14 protein-coding genes are annotated in these 18,873 nt (G+C 72.1%); 3 read left to right on the top strand and 11 right to left on the bottom strand.

Translation table 11 applies throughout. The annotated features are described in order from the left end of the window. Positions 1-51 precede the first annotated feature (51 nt). The 11 genes from ASE25_RS15515 to ASE25_RS15465 form a co-directional block, all read right to left on the bottom strand. On the bottom strand, positions 52-936 hold the full coding sequence (locus tag ASE25_RS15515) for an FHA domain-containing protein (RefSeq protein WP_056773818.1): 885 nt from the start codon (positions 934-936) through the stop codon (positions 52-54). Continuing rightward, positions 933-2,231 carry a VWA domain-containing protein gene (locus ASE25_RS15510; protein WP_056773815.1) on the bottom strand — a complete coding sequence of 433 codons (1,299 nt, stop codon included), beginning with the start codon at positions 2,229-2,231 and terminating at the stop codon, positions 933-935. The genes ASE25_RS15515 and ASE25_RS15510 overlap by 4 nt, the downstream gene beginning before the upstream one ends. Further along, entirely contained in the window at positions 2,224-3,528 is a 1,305-nt protein-coding gene (locus tag ASE25_RS15505) for a PP2C family serine/threonine-protein phosphatase (RefSeq protein WP_056826509.1), read from the bottom strand. The genes ASE25_RS15510 and ASE25_RS15505 overlap by 8 nt, the downstream gene beginning before the upstream one ends. Further along, positions 3,525-5,933 (bottom strand): serine/threonine-protein kinase, encoded by a 2,409-nt coding sequence (locus ASE25_RS15500; protein WP_056773810.1) that lies wholly within the window; start codon positions 5,931-5,933, stop codon positions 3,525-3,527. Before ASE25_RS15500 ends, ASE25_RS15505 begins: the two co-directional genes overlap by 4 nt. Further along, positions 5,930-7,168: a hypothetical protein gene (locus ASE25_RS15495; RefSeq protein WP_235508703.1), complete on the bottom strand. Its 1,239-nt coding sequence runs from the start codon at positions 7,166-7,168 to the stop codon at positions 5,930-5,932. The genes ASE25_RS15500 and ASE25_RS15495 overlap by 4 nt, the downstream gene beginning before the upstream one ends. Next, complete coding sequence (locus ASE25_RS15490) at positions 7,165-8,151, bottom strand: glutamate ABC transporter substrate-binding protein (protein ID WP_056773804.1); 987 nt, start codon at positions 8,149-8,151, stop codon at positions 7,165-7,167. The genes ASE25_RS15495 and ASE25_RS15490 overlap by 4 nt, the downstream gene beginning before the upstream one ends. After that, positions 8,148-9,485 carry a hypothetical protein gene (locus tag ASE25_RS15485; RefSeq protein WP_056773800.1) on the bottom strand — a complete coding sequence of 446 codons (1,338 nt, stop codon included), beginning with the start codon at positions 9,483-9,485 and terminating at the stop codon, positions 8,148-8,150. Before ASE25_RS15485 ends, ASE25_RS15490 begins: the two co-directional genes overlap by 4 nt. Next, entirely contained in the window at positions 9,482-11,128 is a 1,647-nt protein-coding gene (locus tag ASE25_RS15480; RefSeq protein WP_056826671.1) for an AAA family ATPase, read from the bottom strand. The genes ASE25_RS15485 and ASE25_RS15480 overlap by 4 nt, the downstream gene beginning before the upstream one ends. A gap of 53 nt (positions 11,129-11,181) precedes the next feature. After that, the gene (locus ASE25_RS15475) at positions 11,182-11,742 is read right to left on the bottom strand and encodes a hypothetical protein (RefSeq protein ID WP_082619589.1); all 561 of its coding nucleotides are present in this window, start codon (positions 11,740-11,742) and stop codon (positions 11,182-11,184) included. A gap of 203 nt (positions 11,743-11,945) precedes the next feature. Continuing rightward, positions 11,946-13,205 (bottom strand): toxic anion resistance protein, encoded by a 1,260-nt coding sequence (locus tag ASE25_RS15470; protein WP_056775188.1) that lies wholly within the window; start codon positions 13,203-13,205, stop codon positions 11,946-11,948. A 322-nt stretch (positions 13,206-13,527) separates the two neighbouring features. After that, positions 13,528-14,307 (bottom strand): dioxygenase, encoded by a 780-nt coding sequence (locus ASE25_RS15465; protein ID WP_056826507.1) that lies wholly within the window; start codon positions 14,305-14,307, stop codon positions 13,528-13,530. A gap of 293 nt (positions 14,308-14,600) precedes the next feature. Here ASE25_RS15465 and topA point away from each other — a divergent pair, with 293 nt between their 5' ends. From topA to ASE25_RS15450, 3 genes are all read left to right on the top strand, one after another. After that, positions 14,601-17,372 (top strand): type I DNA topoisomerase, encoded by a 2,772-nt coding sequence (gene topA, locus ASE25_RS15460; protein WP_056773792.1) that lies wholly within the window; start codon positions 14,601-14,603, stop codon positions 17,370-17,372. Between the two features lie 189 nt (positions 17,373-17,561). Then, on the top strand, positions 17,562-18,035 hold the full coding sequence (locus ASE25_RS15455; protein WP_056826506.1) for a GNAT family N-acetyltransferase: 474 nt from the start codon (positions 17,562-17,564) through the stop codon (positions 18,033-18,035). 12 nt (positions 18,036-18,047) lie between these two features. After that, complete coding sequence (locus tag ASE25_RS15450) at positions 18,048-18,839, top strand: PIG-L deacetylase family protein (RefSeq protein ID WP_056773787.1); 792 nt, start codon at positions 18,048-18,050, stop codon at positions 18,837-18,839. Positions 18,840-18,873 lie beyond the last annotated feature (34 nt).

Below are 18,873 nucleotides of genomic sequence, written 5' to 3'. Positions count from 1 at the left end.
CCGGGCGAAAAGTCGTCAGAGTTCATGTGACGTTCAGGTAGCGGGCAGGCGTCAGGCGTAGGCCTCGACCTCGTCGGGCGTGGCACGACGCACGACGACGCGGGTCCACGCGCCGACGTAGAGGCGGTCGTCGTCGCCGAGCTCGGTCTTCGGGCCGACCGCGATGGCGCGCTGGGGGAGCGGTCCGGACGCGGGGCCGACGAAGGTGCCGTTGGAGCTGCCGAGGTCCTCGACGAACCAGCGCGAGCCGTCGGTGGTCAGCTGGGCGTGTCGACGGCTGACGCCCGGGTCGGACGACAGGTCGATCTCGGGGTTGGTGTTCTTGCTCGTGGACACGCGACCGAGCAGGACGCTGCGGTGGCGCAGCGGCATGATCGTCGGCAGGCCGGGCGAGGGACAAGGGTCCTCGGCCTCCTGGGTCTGGTACCAGTCCGGGTCGACCCAGACCTCGGCCAGCCACTCGAAGGAGGTGGACGCCTGCTCGCCTGCGGCGGCACCCGCGGCGACGCCGGCAGAGCCGGCAGCCGCGGGGTCGACGGCCTCACCGTCGGGCTCGGTGTCGGCGAGGTCGCCCGGACCGGCCGACGGGTCACGCGGCATCGCGCCGGTCGTGAAGTCGTATCCGCAGGCCTCGCAGAAGAGCGCGCCGTCGGGGTTCTCCGTCTGGCAGTTGGGGCACACGAGACCCACCGGTGCAGCCGGGTCGGCGGGAGCCGGGGTCGCGGGGGCTGCCGGGGCCGGAGGGTCGAGGTCGAGCGAGGAGCCGGACGTCCCAGCGCCATTCGCCGCCTCGGACGGGCCGCCCGTCGGGTCGGTGGCACCGGCCCCGACACCGCCGCCTGCCGCCGGCTGGGCGCTCGCGTCGATGGGCGAGCCGCAGGTGTCGCAGTAGTCCTCGGCCTCGGACGTGTGCCCGTTGGGGCAGACAGCGCTCACCGGCGCACCCTGCTCGTCTTCGTCGACGCCGTGTCGAGCGACATCTCGTCGATCTTCGAGGCCCCCTTCTTGAGCCGGACGGTCCCGGTGTCGGCGTCGTCGATCTCGACGACCTTCCGCAGGCGCGAGGTCATCTCCTCGTTGCCGGTCTGGTCGGCGAGCTGGACGGCCCGACCGAGCTTCGAGGTCGCGACGTCGTCCTGGCCGGCGGCCTTGGCCGCGAGTCCCTCCTGGATGACTGTGGCGAGCTCGGCCTGCCCGGTGTAGGCGGCGACCGCGGGGTCGATGCGGGTCGTCAGCGAGTCGTCGTTGCTCCACTTGGCCTTGACGAGGGCCTGGGCGACAGGGTCGCCGCCGAGCGAGAACTGCACGCGGGCCGCGAGCTGCTCCTGGCCGAGCGTGCGAGCCGGGAGGCGGACGGCCACGTGGTAGTCCCGGCTCTCGTCGGACCACGCCCCGGTCGGGTAGGCGCCGGTGAGTGGGTTGACGACCGTGCGTCGCGACGTGAGGTCCTCGAGCGTCGGCGACACCTGCTTGACGAAGAGCAGCTCGGCACCCTGCGGCACCCAGACGCGCAGCTCGGAGTTGGCGACGCCCCGGGACATCGAGGCACGCATCATGGCCTCGAACTCGGCGGCCATCTCCTCGGGCGCCGGGATGAGGTCGACGGTGCCGAGCAGCGCCGAGGCGATGCCACGCACCTCGTCGACGCGCCACTGGTCGCCGACGCCGCGGCAGTCGCACTGGAAGGCGCCGACGCTGCTGCGGACCGCGGCCTGCAGCGACTGGGGCGTCTCGCCCTCGTTGACGCCGTCGGTGAGCAGGATCGCGTGGCGCTTGGTCACGTGCGGCACGGTCTCGAAGATCTGCCGGGCGAGGGTGAGCCAGGTGCCCATCGCCGTGCCACCGTTGGCGCGCAGGCCATCGATGGCCCGGTTGGCCTCGCCGCGGGTGTGCGCCGACATCGGCACGAGCGCGCCCTGGTGGCTGTAGGGGTAGACGATCTGCGCCGTGCCGTTGCCGGACACGATCGAGAAGAGCGTGCCGTCGACGATCTCGGCGAGGGCTGCCTTGGCGGCCTCGCCGGCAGCCTGGACGCCGCGGCGGCCCATCGAGCCGGAGGTGTCGATGAGGATGACCTCCGCCGCCGAGCCGGGGTCGGCGAGCCCGGCCGAGGCACCGGCCGACGCACCTGCCGAGGCGCCGGTCGAGGTCACGCGGACGATCGCGTGCACGTCGGTGCCCCCGTCGGGCAGGAACTCGTTCTGGAACACCTCTGCCGTGAAGTCAGCCATCGGTCGGGTCCCCTTCCACCGGCGCCGCCGCTGCGGTCGCCTCGGTCGTCGTCGTGCTCGATCCTCGCCCAGCCAGTCTGGCGAGGGCAACCGTGATGTTGTCGCGTCCACCCTGCTCGTTGGCGAAGTCGACGAGGGCCTGGGCCATCGTCGTGGGGGTGGCGTCGTCGAGCCGGGCTGCGGCGTCGGTCAGCAGGGTGCGCAGCGCCTCGGCCTCGGAGCAGTAGTTCCACAGCCCGTCTGAGCAGACCATGAGCCAGCCGGGCGTCGCCGTCAGCGTCGTCAGGTGCGGGGTGAGGTCGTCGGGGGCGTCCTTGCCGAGCCAGCGCGTGATCGAGTGCGCGTGCGGTCCGGTCTCGGCCGCGAGCCTCGGGACGCCCGCCGCCATCTGCTCCTGGGCGAAGGAGTCGTCGCGGCCGAGCTGGCGCGCGGGCTCTTCGGTGTCGTCGGGCAGCCAGTAGACGCGGCTGTCACCCACGTTGCCCGCGACGATGACGTCGTCCTCGACGACCGCGGCCGCGAAGGTGCACGACGGCGGGTTGGGCACGTCCTCGACGACCGAGGCCGCGACGGCCTCGTTGGCGCGGGTGACGGCGTTCGTCAGCGCGCGCCCGGCGCCGGCCGCCCAGGCGTCGGGGGTGCCGACGCCCTTGGGGAAGGGCTGGTCGAGGACCGCCCGGGCGGACGTCGCGGCCGCGAGCGAGGCGATGTGCGAGTCGGTGGCCATCGAGACGCCGTCGCAGACGACGAGGACCGCGCGAGACCCTGCCGGCTCGCTGGCGCTGAGCGACATGGCGTCCTCGTTGCGGGCGTGGCGCCTGCCGATGTCGCAGACGCCGCCGACCCAGGCCGTCGGGGACTCGACGAGGTGGTCGCGCGGGTTGGGCGGCGGAGTGCCGCAGTGGTCGCAGTAGCCGTCGACGATGTGCCCCTCGCCGCAGGCGTGGCACGTGAGGTCGTCCGCCACGGGGGCGACGGCCGCCGACGGGACGGCCCCCGTCCAGCCGACGTCGAGCGGGGACTCCTCGCCGGCGGGCGCGGTCTGCGGTGTCGCCGAGGCGAGCACGGTGCCGTCCGAGACGTCGGCCGGCGGCTGGTCCCCGTTCGAGGCGCGGGCCGCGACGACGAGGTCGGCGCCGCACGCCTCGCAGAAGGTCGAGTCGGCCTGGTTGGCCGTGCCGCAGGCGGGACAGTCCCGCGAGGCGATGGCAGAGGACGAGGACGAGGACGAGGCCGCGGACGAGGGAGCGGGCAGCGGAGCGGGCTCTGCTCCTCCCGTGGTCGGGATGTCGGTCACCAGAGGCTCCAGGGTCGGATGGCGTTGGCCTCGTCCACGAGGGGGACGCGCTCGGACAGGTCGGGGGTGCGCTTGGCCAGCTCGCGCAGGGCCTCCTCGAGCCCGAGACGCAGGCCGTTGGGGGTGCCCTTGTGCTCGCCGAGGCGGACATCGGCCTTGTTGCCACTCTTCTCCACGGTGACGAGCGCTTCACGGTAGATCAGCGTCGTGAGCTCGGCCCGGCGCCGCGCCGACAGCGAGGTGTCGTCGAGCGTGCGCAGTGCCTCGGCGAGGTCGGGCAGCCCCCGGTTCGCCTTGGTCAGCAGCTCGGCGAGGCCCGCGCGTGCCGTGCGGTAGGCGCTCGACTGGACCGGGACGAGCCGGTATGCCGCCACGGCCCCCTCGACGTCGGACCGCGCGGCCCGGATGCGGGCGAGGCCGAAGGCCGACATGGGGACGTACGTGGCGTCGGTGCGCGCGCACGCGACGTAGAGGTTCTCGGCGACGGCGTCGTCACCGGCCTGCTCCGACGCCTGCGCGAGCGCGAGCTTGGGCGCGAGCTCCCCCGGCACCTGGCCGTAGACGGCGTTGAACGCGGCCTGCGCGGCTCGTGAGTCGCCACGCTCGAGCGCGGCCAGGCCCTGGATCCACACCGCCCGCCACTCCCAGGGGTCGGCGCTCAGCAGCTCGCCGGCCGTCGACTCGGCGACGTCGGGTTGGCCGGCGTCGAGCGCGGTGCGGGCCTGCTCGAGGAGCACCTCCGTCGTGCGCACGGCGGCCCGCTTGAGCGTCGCGAGGCGCTCCTCCGGTGAGCCGGAGACCGTGGTCAGCCAGCCGGTCTGCGGGTCGTGCGGGTCGCGGCGCATGGCCGGGAGGTTGCGCCAGTCGTCGGGCTCGACGCCCGGCGTCGGCACGTCGAAGAGCAGCGAGCTGACGGTGGTCGCCGCGGCGCCCGACCCCCGGTCGAGGGCGACGACCTCACGGAGAACCCCGACCATCTGGGAGCGCAGCTCGTCGGCCGAGACGAACCGGTCGTCACGGTTGGGCGCGCAGGCCTTGGCGACGAGCCGGTAGAACGAGTCGTAGCGCTGGAAGACCGGCACGGTGTCCTGGGCCGGAAGGGTGTTGAGGAAGGTCGTCTGGTAGCCACGGAACTCCATCGTCAGCACGACGAGCGTGCGCCCGATCGTGTAGATGTCGGACGCGGCGGAGACACCCAGCTCGGCCACCTCCGGGGCCTGGTAGCCGACCGTGCCGAAGATCGCCGAGTCGTCGTCGTCGGCGCGGCGCACGCCACCGAGGTCGATGAGCTTGACCTCGTCGCCGACCTGGATGATGTTGTCGGGCTTGAAGTCGCAGTAGACGAGCCCGAGGTCGTGGAGGTACTGGAACGACGGCAGGATCTCGAGGATGTAGGCGAGGGCCTGGTCGACGGGCAGCGGGTCGTACCTCCCGGCGGCCTGGAGGCGCTGCTTGAGGATCGACTTGAGCGAGGTGCCGCCGACGTACTCCATGACGATGTAGCCGGCGTCGTCGTGCGTGACGAAGTTGTAGATCTCGACGATGCTCGGGTGCGACACCTGCGCGAGGAAGCGCTGCTCGGCGATCGCCGCCGCGAGGGCGTCGGGGTCGGCCGAGTTGAGCAGGCCCTTGAGCACGACCCACCGATCCGAGACGTTCTTGTCGCGCGCGAGGTAGATCCAGCCGAGGCCACCGTGGGCCAAGCACCCGGCGACCTCGTACTGGCCCGCGACGAGGTCGCCTGCCTTGAGCTTGGGGTCGAAGGAGAACGGGTGGCGGCAGTTGGCGCAGAAGCCGGTCGTCCGGCCCGGCTTGCCGTCGCGGCCGCGGCCGACGGGCTCGCCGCACTTCGGGCAGAAGCGTTTGTTCTCGGGCACGGACGGGTTGGTGAGCAGGGCCTTCTCGGCGTCGATCTCGGGTGCCGGGCGCACCGAGGTGATGCCGCCACCGAGGCGGGCCGAGCGCAGGCGCTGTGAGCCCCCCGTGCGACGCGTGGCGATGGACCCGGCCTCGCGGGCACGCTTGGAGCCCAACGCTGCCGACGCGAGGTTGCTCGAGGCAGCCGAGCGCGTGGAGATCTCGGGGCCGACACCACCGGTGGCCCCTGTCGCCGCGGCGGCGCCGGCCGTGGCGGCAGCGGCGGACGGCGCGGAGGGGGCGGCATACCCGGCGACACCGAGCTGGTCGGCCGGGGTGCCGCAGACGTTGCAGTAGCCCGCGTCGATCGTGCCCGCGCATCCGGGCTGCTGGCAGGCGCCACCCTCGGGGATGGACGGACCGGCGGCGGCCGCAGCCGGTGCAGGTGCGCTGAGGGCGGCGGCGGGGGCGGAGCCGGCGGCCATGCCGCACACGTCGCAGTAGCCGTCGACGATCGTTCCGGTGCAGCCCGGCTGCGTGCAGTTCATGGGCGGGGCCTCTGGGGTCGGGGTGCGGACGGACGGGGGGCGGCGCGACCGGCACGGGGCTGCTGGCGGGTGGCCGCGTCGACGTAGGCCGAGAAGGCCGCGGCGAGGGCCCGGGCACGGGAGATCGGCAGCGGGCGGGCGGCGAGCGTCTCGTCGAGGCGGCGGCGCAGCTCGGCCACGTCGGCTCCCGCCTCGGGAGTCAGCGTCGCCGCGGCGGCCATGGCACCGACGGCACCCACGAGGCCGACGACCTCGTCGCGCTCGGCCAGCCCGGCGGCATACGTCTCGTGGGCGAGGTCGAGCGCCCGGGAGACCCGCTCGAGCTTGTCGCGGTACGCCGTGAGCTCGGCTGCCGCTTGCGGCACCGGTCCCAGCGCGCGGACGTTGGGGATCGCGAGATGCGGTGCCGGCGTGATCGCCTCGAGGCAGGCGCGTTCGAGGGCGCGGATGGCGGCGGCGCGCGCGTCGAGCTCCTCGACCTGCTGCTGGGTGCGCACCCGGCTGCGGGCGGCGGAGGCGCGCTCGGCCGCGGCGACGATGAGGTCGCGCTCGAGCACGGCCACGTCGATCTCGAGGGGGCCGATGATGCCGCCGACGTCGGCGCCACGACGGGCGCGCTCCACGAGGTCGTCCATCCGGCGGTCGAGCCGCGCGAGCTTCTCGGTGGCGTCGTCCCGCTGCGTGCCGGCCGGGACCAGCGGGATCTGGTCGCGGGTGCGCTCGATCCCGGCCCGCACCACGGTGATCCGCTGCGTCGCCTCGGCCGCCCCGGGGGCGAGGGAGGCTCGTGCCTGGAGGGTGCGGGTCAGCGAGTCGAGCAGCCGGCACGCCTCCGGGAGGCTGACCGCGAGCGAGCCGCTCGACGGCAGCGCGAGGTGCTCGGTCGTGTTGGAGTCGAGGCGTCCGTGGATGAGGGTCGAGAGCCGCTCGGCCTCGACGGGACCGACGCGGCCTCCGTCGAAGGTCGTCTCGAGGAGGGTGAGGCGGTCGCTGACGGCCTTCCAGAAGGTCAGCGCCACGGTGAGGTCGGTGGTGATCGCGACCTGCTCGGCCTGAGACAGCTTGAGGACCGCGCGGTCGACCTCGCCGAGGTCGGCGCGACGCTGGGCGACCCACTCGCGCAACGCGTTGAGGTAGGTCTGGGCCTCCCCGGCCTGGACCGGCACGCCGAGCCGCCCGGGCGCCGTCGGTGCGACGGTGCCCGGGTCGGGGTGGCTCTGCGGCACTGCGCTCATCGTCCGTAGACCGGGGTCGGGGGTGCGGGCGCGGGTCCGAGCGGCGCTGCGAGCCAGCGGTTGTAGATCGTCTTCCACTCGCCGTCGGCCTCGAGGTCGGCGATGACCCGGTTGAGGTAGCGCGCGAGGTAGACGTCGGCCTTGTTGACGCCGAGGCCGTAGGGCTCGACGGTGATCGCCTTGGCGCTCGTGATGACGGTGTTGGGGTCCTGCGCGGCGAGGCCGGCGAGCACGGTGTCGTCACCGGTGATGGCGTCCGCCTTGCCTTGCTGGAGCAGCACGAGGCATCCGGTGTGGGTGCCGGCCGTCACGACGACCGGCCCCTTGACCTGCTGCAGCTTGGCCAGGGAGGTCGTGCCGTTCGGGGCACACACCCGCTTGCCCTTGAGGTCGGCGAGCGTGAGGTCCTTGGCGCCGGGCAGGGCCTTGCTGACGAGGACCTTCTGGCCGGACCGGTAGTACTCGGCCGAGAAGCCGATGTCGTTCCAGCGATCGCACGTCATCGACATGTTGCGTGCGACCATGTCGATCTCGCGGTTCTTGAGCAGGGGTTTGCGGTCGTCGGCCGTGATGACGCGGAGCTGGACCTTCGAGGCGTCGCCGAAGATCGCCTTGGCGACGGCCCTGGCCATGTCGATGTCGAAGCCCTCGATGCCGCCGGTGAACGCGTTGCGGGCGCCGAAGAGGTATGTGTCGGCCGAGACCCCGACGGTGATGAAGCCCTTGTCGAGGATCTTGCGCATCGTGCCGTCGCTGATGTCGGCACGGGTCGGCAGGCTCGGCAGCGGGTCGTAGGACTGCGTCGCGTTGGTGCACGTCGGTGCGGCCACGGCAGGCGCGCTGCTCGACGGCTTCGGTGCCGGGGTCGTCGGCAGCTGGGTCTCGGCGTACGTGACACCGGAGCAGCCGGCGAGGGCGCCCAGCCCGGCCACGGCGACGAGGGTGGAGAGGCGGCGCCGCAGCGTCGAGCTGATGGTGCTCATCGGTACTCCTCGATCCGCTGGCCGACTCCTCGGACGATGAGCCACGACGCGACGAGGGCCACGAGGGCGACGACGACGGCGACGAGCGGTGCGCTGCCGCCGAGCCCCTCGAGCGTCGTGACCGTGGCCTTGCCGGCGCTGTCTCGCGCCTGCGTCACGGCGACGTCGAAGGTGTCGAAGGTGTTGGCGGCCCCGCCGTCGGCCGTGCTCGTCGAGAGCTTGACCGCATCGTCCCAATGGCCGCCGTTGTCGAGTGTCCGCACCTTGACGTGGGCGTCGACGTAGGCCTGCCACGACCGCGTCAGCTCGCCGGAATGATCGGTCTTCGCGAGGCCGGCGTCGACGGCGGTGCGGTTGGTCTTCCACGCGGCCTCGTTGGCCGCGCCGGACCCGCGCTTGATGAGGGTCAGGCTCTCGTTGGCGCGGGCGTCGTTGGCCGCCGTCGTCACGTTCGCGAGGGCGACGGCCCGCTCGTAGTCGCCGCCGGACACGTCACGGGTCGCCGTGCTGATGCCCGTGATGACGGTGGCGGTGACGAAGAGGGCCACGAGCAGCAGCGCGATCGCCCCGGTCAGCGACGGGTTGAGGTAACGGCGCGTGCGCCTGGCGAGCCACACGGCAAGGGCCACGAGACCGATGAGCGAGACGACGCCGACGAGGAGCTGGACGCTCGAGTTGCTGCGCTCGAACTCCATCGTCGCCCGCTCCTCGTTGGCCTCGACCACCTGCGTGATGATGGGGATCGCATCGGCCCGGAGCCCGGTGCTCGCCTGGGTGAGGTACTGAGCGCCGACGGGCAGACCGAGTCGGTTGTTGGAGCGAGCCTGCTCGACGAGGGCGGCATAGGTCTGCACGCGCTGGGACAGCACCCCGAGAGCGTTGCCGTCGGCGGGCTGGGCGGCGGCTGCCTTGGCGATGCCCGCGGCGACGCGCCCCATGGCGCCTTCGTACTTGGCGCGTGACTCGGGTGACTCGAGACCGCCGACGAGGAAGGCGTTGGTGGCGACGGCGTCGGCACGCAGCAGGTCGACGTGGATCGACTGGGCTAGGACCACCTGGGCGCTGTTGTTGGCCGCACGCTCGACCGCGGACTGCGACGCGAGCAGCGCGTTGACGCTGATCGCGCCGAGCAGGAGCGCAGCGAGGACGCCGAGGAGGCCGAAGAGGCGCATCCGGCCCGGGGTGCCGTGGAGCAGCCGGCTCGCGAGGCCCCGGGCGCCGGGGACGCCGCCGGACAGGCTGCCGGCGATGGTGCGCGGATGCTGGCCCGCGGGCGCGCCGGACGACGCACCCGCCGGGATGGCGACGGGGATGTTCGTCGTCGGTGCGCTCATGCGGTGTCCTCGTGCTCGGTCGCGCTCGTGTCGTCCTGCTCGTCGTGCTCGTTCGAGACTGCCTCATCGGTGCCCGCCGGACCATCAGGGTCTGCCCTGAGCGCCGCCGGATCCTCCGGAGTCGCCTCCGGTGCAACCGGTGCCTCCCCCTCTGGCTCGGCTGGCGCGCCGGCGGGTGCGTCGTCGGGCTGGTCGGTGACGTCGTCTGCGGTGAGTAGACGCAGCTCGTCGCGCGTCGGCTCCGTCGCGTCCTTGAGCCGCCATGCGTGACGGCCGACAGCCTGCTCGAAGAGGTTGCGCGAGAAGCGGCCGTTGCCGAAGGCCGAGGTGCGCGGCGTGGCCTGCAGGATGTGGCGCACGTGGGTGTGGGCCTCGGTGGTCAGCTCGTAGTCGGAGCCCGTGGCGATCGAGTCGAGGATGTCGAGCAGCTCGTCGTCGGAGTAGTCGTCGAACTCGATCGTCGTCGTGAACCGGCTGGCCAGACCGGGGTTCTGGGCGATGAAGCGGACCATCGGGTCGGGGTAGCCGGCGACGATGACGACGAGGTCCTCGCGGTGGTCCTCCATCTCCTTGACGAGGGTGTTGACCGCCTCTTCGGCGTACTGGTCGCCGGTCAGGGCGTACGCCTCGTCGATGAAGAGCACGCCGCCGGTGGCCTTGGCGCAGACCTCCGCGGTCTTCAACGCGGTCTGCCCGACGTAGCCGGCGACGAGCTCGCTGCGGTCGACCTCGACGAGCTGGCCGGTGGGGAGCAGGCCGAGCGCCTTGTAGATGCCACCGACGAGCCGTGCCACGGTCGTCTTCCCGGTGCCGGGGTTGCCGACGAAGATGAGGTGCCGGCTCATCTTCGGGGCCTTGAGGCCGGCGTGGGTGCGCATCTTCTCGACACTGAGCAGGGCGACCTGGCGGTGGATCTCCTTCTTGACCCGGGCGAGCCCGATCATCGCGTCGAGCTCGGCGAGGAGCTCCTCGACCGACTTCTCGGGCTCGGCGGCCTTCCCGGGTCCGGCCGGCGGTTCGGCGGGGGCGGCCGTGGCCGTCGCGCCGGGGGTGGGGACGCCGTCTGGGTCGCCTTGCGCCCCAGGGCTGCCGGGGAGCACCAGCTCGAGGAGGCGGGGGTCGATCGGACCGGGGACGTTCGGACGCATCGTGTCGGGGGAGCCGAAGCCCATCCCGGGCACGCCGCCGAGAGGGCCACCGGGCAAGCCGGGCAGCCCGTGCGAGGGGAGGCGCGCCGCGGCGAGGTAGGCGCCCGAGGCGGCGGACGCGTTGGCGATGACCCAGATCGGCGCCGTGCCGAGCATGACGGCGGACGAGGCCACCTCGGTCAGCGCCTCGGCGTACTCGGCGGCGAGGGAGTGCCGGGAGGCGACGAGGGCGTCGAGCAGGTCGGTCGGGGCGCCGCGCCAGCGACGCCCGGACGAGGCGGCGTCGAAGAACGCCTCGTTGATGCGGGCGACGTCGGTGAGGCCGGGGTGCGCGACCTCGGCCCAGGCTGGGGCCGCACCGGGCACGGCCTCGGCCAGCGCGGCCGCGACCCGCAGCCCCTCGTCGCGGGCGGCGGCGGGGTCGAGTCCTGCCTCCGCGGCGACGTCGCTCAGCTGCTCCAGGCTCTCGGCGAGGCGTGACTCGTCAGTGGTCATGATCCGCACTCAGGTCGGCGCTGGGGTCGGCGTTCACGGTCGGCGTTCATGCATCACTCCGGCGGGGCCAGCGGGTGGGGGGACGGTGACGTGCTGACGGCACCGGACGGGTCCGCGGTTCCCGACGAGCCCGTGCCGGGTGGTGGGGCGACCCGCACCGGGTCCGGACCGAGACCCAGCACGCCACCGCCCGACGCCTGGCCGAACTTCTGCTCGAGGAACGCCCCGTGCACGATGATCGCCTCGGCGTCGGCACGGCACACGGCGTCGTAGACCTTGTCCATCGTCGTGCCGAGCAGGTCGAGCTGGTCGACGAGGAGCATGACCGAGCTCTTGCCCGCCGCGATGGGGCGCGTGTCGGCCCAGTCGCGCGGAAGGCGCAGGTAGTTGCCGATGGCGACCGGCAGGTAGTCGGTGGCGGTGGCCATGACGCTGAAGCCCTGGCTGCTGCCGAGGCCGAGGTTGGACAGGCGGGGCAGGGTCTGGCGCACGATCCGGGTGACCCGCAGCAGGCGCGAGAGCACGACGCCGGGCACCTTGCCCTCGCGGGCCTGGGCCTCGATGGCGTCGAGCGCCCCGAGGAGCTGCTCGGTGGTCGGTGGCCCCGAGCGCACGGGCTCGGGTGCCTCGGGCCTGTCCAACCCGAACCACGACCGGATTCCCACTGCGTTGTCCCCTCTGGTGTGTCCCGCGCGCCGACCGTCGGCCGGCCACGCACATCCTGCTCCACGGGTCGCGCCACGGCGATCCCGCCTCACCTCACCCGCGTCGCGGGCCCGTCACCGGCTCCCGGTCGGGCCTCCAGGCGCAGCCACCCTCACCGGCCGGAGCCGAGGTCGAGCAGCCCGGGAGCGGCGTTCTCGGCGCGGCGGGCGTCCTGCTTGGACACGCGGTCGAGGTAGGTGCGCGACTTGGCGACCTCGGTCTCGAGGGTGCCGATCGTCGCGGCCATGTTGTCGAGCGCCCGCACCTTGAACTGGTCGATGGTGTCCATCGTCTCGTAGATGTTGGCGAAGGCCTTCTGCAGCGACTCGATCGACAGCGTCGCGCTCGCCGACTGCTCCTGGATGCGGGCGGAGTTCTGCTTGAGCGCCTCCGACGTGCGCTCGATGATGCCCGAGGTCGTCGTGTTGAGGGCCGTGATCTGGTCGAGGACGAGCTGCTGGTTGTTGAGCGCCTGGGCCACGATGACGGCGGTGCGCAGGGCCGAGACGGTCGTCGTGGTCGCGCGGTCGACGCCCTTGATGAGCTCGATGTTGTTCTTGATGATGATGTCGATCGCGAGGTAGTTCTGGATCGAGACCGCGAGCTGGGTCAGCAGGTCCTGGTGCTTCTGGCGCACGTAGAAGAGGACGTCCTCGCGCAGCGCCTTGGCCCGCTCGGGGTCGGTCGTCTCGAGGGTCGCGACCTGGGCGGCGAGCTTGGCGTCGAGCCGCTCGGCGACGTAGACGTACTGGTTGAGCCGGCCCATCGACTCCCAGAGGTTCTTCTTCTCGAGGTTGAGGGCGACGTTGTCCTTGACGAGCTCGTCCTGCCCCGACTGGAGCGAGTGGAGGATGCCGTTGAGGTGGCTCTGGGCCGACTGGTACTTGCGGAAGTAGTCGGTGACCTTGTCGCCGAAGGGGATCATGCCGAGGAACTTCTTGGCGCCCGCGGCCTGGCCCGGGTCGAGGTCCTCGACGGTGCGCCGGAGGTCGAGCAGGGTCTTGCCGACCTTCGAGTTGCCGGACAGGCCGCCCTCGTTGAGCGCCTTGACCGGCATCTGGAGCATCCGGTTGGACGACTCGGCGGCGAACCGCACCTCGTCGTTGCCCATCATCCGCACGTCGGCGGCCTTGGTCTCCCACTCGGGCGAGCGGGCCGCGGCCTTCGTGAGGGAGTCGAGGTAGGTGTCGACCTTGGCGTCGAGGCCGGGCAGGGCGGCGTCCGGAACGGCCGGGGCCATCTTCGGCGCGGCGGTCTCGGCGACGGCGGCCGTCGGCGCGGGGGCCGTGAGGATGAACGCGTCACCGGGCGGCGGCTCGAGGGGGGCGACCTGGGCGGGCGCGGCTGCCTGGGCGGCGGGCTGGTCAGTCATGTGGAGCGGGTCCTTCCCTCGCGTGCCGGCCACGTCGGCGACGCGACCGAAGTCCCTCGCCCGTCGGCACCGCGGACGGCGCACGAATCACGCCTGCGGCGCGCTCGTCGGGCGTACGGCCACTCTACGTGCCGTGCGCCTGCGACGGGTGGGCGAACGCGTGGGTTCCGTCGCTCGGACGACCCCTCCGGAGAGGGAGCGGCCGCGGCTCGGAGTCAGGGGAGGTTACGAGCCGCGGCCGCGTGCGTGGGGCACCCACATCCGAAGAACGGATGGGGTTACCCACCGGTTCCCACCCCCGCGACCGGGGCCCTCCGACGGCTCAGTCGAACTGCCAGGAGCGCTTGCTCAGCCCGAACCAGAAGCCGTCGATGACGCTCTTGTTGTCGAGACCGCCGGACTCGTAGGCGGCGCCGAGGGTGACGAAGAGCGGGGCGAAGTGCTCGGTGCGGGGGTGGGCCTCGTGGGCGGCCGGGGCCTTGTCGAGGAAGTCGAGCAGGCTGTCGACGTCCTGGGCCTTCATGGCCTCCTGGGCCCAGTGGTCGAACTCGGCGCTGGCGCGCGGGGGCAGGCCGTCGGCGCCGGCGTGCGGGTTGAACCAGCGCAGGTTGTGGGTCGTGAAGCCGGAGCCGACGATCATCGTGCCCTGCTCGCGCAGGGGTGCGAGGCGTCGGCCGATCCCGAAGAGGCCGCGCGGGTCGAGCGTCGGCATCGACATCTGGAGCACCGGCACGTCGGCGTCGGGGAACATCTCCTTGAGCGGGACGTACGCGCCGTGGTCGAGGCCGCGCGCCTCGTCGCGGTGCACCTGGTGGCCCGGCCACGTGAGCAGCCTGGTCACGTCGTCGGCGAGCCCGGGGGCGACAGGGGCGTCGTAGGTCACGTCGTAGTACTTCTGCGGGAAGCCCCAGAAGTCGTAGGTCAGCGGTGCGCCGGTCGTCGAGCCGAGCGTCGTCGGTGCGTCCTCCCAGTGGGCGGAGACCATGAGGACGTTCGTGGGCTTCGGCAGGTCCGCGGACCATCCGGCCAGCTCGGCCGTCCAGCGCTCGTCGTCGGCGAGCGGCGGGGCGCCGTGGCTGAGGTACAGGACGGGGGCGGACATGGCGGTTCCTTCCGAAGTTGTTGAAGTCTAAACTATCATGGGGAACGAGCGTTGGATCGCCATCATTCCCGAGGGCGTATGCCCGGTGGCCCCTTTTCGCCGCACCCGCGGCAGGTGACCGCACCCGCCACCCGAGCGAGCCCGAGGACCGGGGCTGCGGCGGACGGCATACGCCCCTCTCCGGTGGATGTCGTGAGACCGCACTCGGCGCGGGCTGTTACGGTCGGTCCGCGTCCACGTCGGGGCAGCGACGAATCCGCTGCACGTGAGATGCGGGAAGTTGAAGGTGCACCATGGCCGCAGGCAAGGGCCGCAAGCTCGTCATCGTCGAGTCGCCCGCCAAGGCGAAGACCATCGCCGGCTACCTCGGAGGCGACTTCGAGGTCGAGGCGTCCGTGGGTCACATCCGTGACCTGCCGAACCCCTCCGAGCTGCCGGCCGACATGAAGAAGGGCCCGTTCGGCAAGTTCGCCGTCGACGTCGACAACGGCTTCGAGCCGTACTACGTCGTCGACCCGGACAAGAAGAAGAAGGTCGCCGAGCTCAAGCGGCTCCTCAAGGACGCCAGCGAGCTCTACCTCGCCACCGATGAGGACCGCGAGGGCGAGGCCATCGCGTGGCACCTGCTCGAGGCGCTCAAGCCGCGGGTCCCTGTCAAGCGCATGGTGTTCCACGAGATCACCCGCGAGGCGATCCAGCGGGCCGTCAACGACACCCGCGAGATCGACACCGCGATGGTCGACGCCCAGGAGACCCGCCGCATCCTCGACCGCCTCTACGGCTACGAGGTCAGCCCGGTCCTGTGGCGCAAGGTCCGCCAGGGCCTCTCGGCCGGCCGCGTCCAGTCCGTCGCGACCCGCATGGTCGTCGAGCGCGAGCGTGAGCGCATGGCGTTCGTCCGCTCCTCCTACTGGGACGTCGAGGGCGACTTCACCCCCGACAGTGCGAGCCAGCAGTTCACGGCACGACTGTCTTCCGTCGACGGCGTCCGCGTCGCCACCGGTCGCGACTTCGCCGACGACGGCCGCTTGACCGGCAAGGGCGTCGTCCACCTCGACGAGGCCCTCGCGACCCGGATCGCCGAGGCGTGCCTGCCCCTCACAGCGCGCGTCACCGACGTCCAGGAGAAGCCCTACACCCGCCGCCCGTCGGCCCCGTTCACGACCTCGACCCTCCAGCAGGAGGCGTCCCGCAAGCTGCGGATGTCGTCCAAGAACGCGATGCGCGTGGCGCAGCGGCTCTACGAGAACGGCTACATCACCTACATGCGTACCGACAGCACGACGCTGTCGGACGCCGCGATGACCGCCGCGCGCAGCCAGGCACGCGACATGTACGGCGCCGAGTACGTTCCGGACAGCCCGCGCCGCTACGAGAAGAAGGTCAAGAACGCGCAGGAGGCCCACGAGGCCATCCGTCCCGCCGGCGACCGCTTCCGCAGCCCGGCCCAGGTCGCCGGGTCGCTGCGCGGCGAGGAGTTCGCGCTCTACGAGCTGATCTGGAAGCGCACCGTCGCCTCGCAGATGGCCGACGCCCGCGGCTCGACCGCCACCGTCAAGCTCGCTGTCGACACGGCGCTCGAGGGCGCCCAGTCGGTCGAGTTCAGCGCGAGCGGCACCGTCATCACCTTCAAGGGCTTCCTCGCCGCCTACGAGGAGGGCCGGGACGACGAGTCCGCCGCCCGCGCCGACGCCGCCGCCGAGGAGCGTCGCCTGCCCAAGCTGAGCGCCGGCGTCCCGCTCGAGGTCGTGCGCGCCGAGGCCGACGGCCACGAGACGAGCCCGCCCGCCCGCTTCACCGAGGCCACCCTCGTCAAGGCGATGGAGGAGCGCGGCATCGGCCGCCCCTCGACGTACGCCTCGACGATCGGCACGATCCAGGACCGCGGCTACGTCTTCACCAAGGGCCAGGCCCTCGTGCCGACGTGGCTCGCCTTCGCCGTGACCCGGCTGCTCGAGGAGCACTTCGGCAACCTCGTCGACTACGAGTTCACCGCCTCGATGGAGGAGGACCTCGACCGCATCGCCAACGGCGACGAGGGTCGCGTCGCGTGGCTCAAGCGGTTCTACTTCGGCGAGGAGGCCACCTCGGCCGCCGGTCTGCGCAACCTCGTCGAGGACCTCGGCGAGATCGACGCCAAGGAGATCAGCACGATCCCGATCGGCGACGGCATGGTCGTGCGCGTCGGCCGTTACGGCCCCTACGTCGAGGAGCTCGTGCCCGCGGGCGTCGACCTCGCGACGGGCGAGGTCGCGGACGGCGCCGAGGTGCCGTCGACGCCGCGCCGCGCGACGATCACCGACGACATCGCGCCCGACGAGATGACGCCCGGGAAGGCGCGCGAGCTGCTCGAGGTCGCCGCCGACGACGGCAAGGTGCTCGGCAAGGACCCCGAGACCGGCCGCGAGATCATCGCGCGCGCCGGGCGCTACGGGCCCTACGTCACCGAGGTCATCGACGACGACGACGCCGCCGCGGCCGACAAGCCCAAGGCCAAGAAGGCCGCCAAGGTCAAGCCGCGCACGGCCTCGCTCTTCAAGGACATGGAGCTCGCGACGCTCGACCTCGACTCGGCGCTCAAGCTGCTCTCGCTGCCGCGCGTCGTCGGTGCCGACGCCGAAGGTGTCGAGATCACCGCGCAGAACGGTCGGTACGGCCCGTACCTCAAGAAGGGCACCGACTCGCGGTCGCTGACGACCGAGCAGCAGCTCTTCGACATCACGCTCGACGAGGCGCTCGCGATCTACGCCCAGCCCAAGCAGCGCGGTCGTGCCGCGGCCGCCCCGCCCCTCAAGGAGCTCGGCGCCGACCCCGTCAGCGGCAAGCCCGTCGTCGTCAAGGACGGCCGCTTCGGTCCGTATGTCACCGACGGCGAGACCAACGCGACGCTGCGCAAGGACGACGACCCCGAGGCGATCACGCCGGAGCGGGGCTTCGAGCTGCTCGCCGAGAAGCGCGCCAAGGGCCCGACGACCCGCAAGCGCGCCGTGAAGAAGACGGCGAAGAAGACCGCGAAGAAGGCGACGACGCGCACGACGAAGAAGGCCACCGCCAAGAAGGCCTGACCCACCACGTCGAGTGAGCGCTCCGTCCCACTCGAGTGAGCGCCCCGTCCCACCTTCGTGGGGTGGGGCGCTCGCTCGTCTGTGACCGCGTGCTCACTCGAGTGTGGTTTGGCGCTCACTCGAGTGGCTCATCGCGTATGCCGTGAGGTGGCCCTGCCGGGGACGGTGCCGTCGCGCTAGCGTCGGGTCGTGATCGAGACCCGACGTCTGGAACCCACCGACCGGGACCGGTGGGAGACGCTCTTCCGCGCGTACATCCGCTTCTACGAGCGTGAGCTCGGCCAGACGGCATACGACCGGGCGTGGCGCGAGATCGCCTCTGACACAAGACTGCACGGGCTCGGGGCATGGCTCGACGGCGAGCTCGTCGGGATCACCCACTTCCTCGTGCACCCCAGCTCGAGCGAGCCCGACCTCTGCTACCTCGAGGACCTCTTCACCGACCCGGCGGTGCGTGGTCGCGGCGTGGCGAGCGCCCCCATCGCGGCCGTGCGTGACTGGGCACGCGAGCACGGCTGTGGCAGCGTCTACTGGCAGACCCACGAGTCGAACGCCCTCGCCCGCCGCCTCTACGACGAGGTCGCGACGTTCGAGGGCTACGTCGTCTACACGCTGCCGGTCGCGCCCGGTGGCGCTGGTGACGGGAACGTCGGCCCGCGGTGAGAGGCTGATCCCATGTCAACCGTTGTCTTCGTCCACGCCCACCCCGACGACGAGGCCTCGCAGTCCGCCGGCTCGATGGCGCGGGCCGTCAGCGAGGGCCACCGCGTCGTGCTCGTCGTCGCCACCAACGGTGACCACGGCGACGCCCCCGACGACCTGGCCGACGGCGAGACCGTCGTCGAGCGGCGCCGGGCCGAGGCCGCGGCCTCCAACGCCGTCATCGGCACCCATCGCGTCGAGTTCCTCGGCTACGCCGACTCCGGCATGACCGGGTGGGCCCAGAACGACCACGAGGAGAGCTTCGCCCGGGCCGACACGGAGGAGGCGGCGCAGCGCCTCGCGGCCGTCCTGGGCGAGGAGGCGGCCGACGTCGTCGTCGGCTACGACTGGCACGGCGGCTACGGCCACCCCGACCACGTCAAGGTGCACGCCGTGACGAAGCGTGCCGCCGAGCTCGCCGGCACGCCCCGCTACCTCGAGGGCTCGATGAACCGCGACGCGATGATCCGCTCGCACCAGGCCGCGATGGCCGCAGGCCTCGACATGGGGGAGTGGGACCCCAGCCAGCCGATGGACGACGGCAACCCCCTCGGCAGCCTCGAGAGCGAGCTGCACTGGGCCTGCGACGTCAGCGAGTTCCTCGAGGTCAAGCGATCGGCGCTCAAGGCGCACGCGAGCCAGTCCGACGCGCAGGGGATGCTCCAGATGCCGGTCGAGATGTTCGCCGTGGCCTTCGCGTGGGAGCACTACATCGAGCCCGGCCGTCCCGACGGGATGGTGGCCGGCTGGTTCCTCGACGGGTGACCGTCCGGTAACCTACTCGCGGTAACAATGCCGT

The sequence above is a fragment of the Terrabacter sp. Root85 genome, assembly GCF_001429185.1.
Classification (GTDB): domain Bacteria; phylum Actinomycetota; class Actinomycetes; order Actinomycetales; family Dermatophilaceae; genus Terrabacter.
This window is presented reverse-complemented; position numbering and strand designations above follow the sequence as displayed.

Bases quoted from the DNA above. Each gene is read 5' to 3' on its own strand.
- ASE25_RS15510 (WP_056773815.1), bottom strand. From the start codon at position 2,231: ATGGCTGACTTCACGGCAGAGGTGTTCCAGAACGAGTTCCTGCCCGAC.
- ASE25_RS15500 (WP_056773810.1), bottom strand. From the start codon at position 5,933: ATGAACTGCACGCAGCCGGGCTGCACCGGAACGATCGTCGACGGCTAC.
- ASE25_RS15495 (WP_235508703.1), bottom strand. From the start codon at position 7,168: ATGAGCGCAGTGCCGCAGAGCCACCCCGACCCGGGCACCGTCGCACCG.
- ASE25_RS15490 (WP_056773804.1), bottom strand. From the start codon at position 8,151: ATGAGCACCATCAGCTCGACGCTGCGGCGCCGCCTCTCCACCCTCGTC.
- ASE25_RS15485 (WP_056773800.1), bottom strand. From the start codon at position 9,485: ATGAGCGCACCGACGACGAACATCCCCGTCGCCATCCCGGCGGGTGCG.
- ASE25_RS15480 (WP_056826671.1), bottom strand. From the start codon at position 11,128: ATGACCACTGACGAGTCACGCCTCGCCGAGAGCCTGGAGCAGCTGAGC.
- ASE25_RS15470 (WP_056775188.1), bottom strand. From the start codon at position 13,205: ATGACTGACCAGCCCGCCGCCCAGGCAGCCGCGCCCGCCCAGGTCGCC.
- ASE25_RS15465 (WP_056826507.1), bottom strand. From the start codon at position 14,307: ATGTCCGCCCCCGTCCTGTACCTCAGCCACGGCGCCCCGCCGCTCGCC.
- topA (WP_056773792.1), top strand. From the start codon at position 14,601: ATGGCCGCAGGCAAGGGCCGCAAGCTCGTCATCGTCGAGTCGCCCGCC.
- ASE25_RS15450 (WP_056773787.1), top strand. From the start codon at position 18,048: ATGTCAACCGTTGTCTTCGTCCACGCCCACCCCGACGACGAGGCCTCG.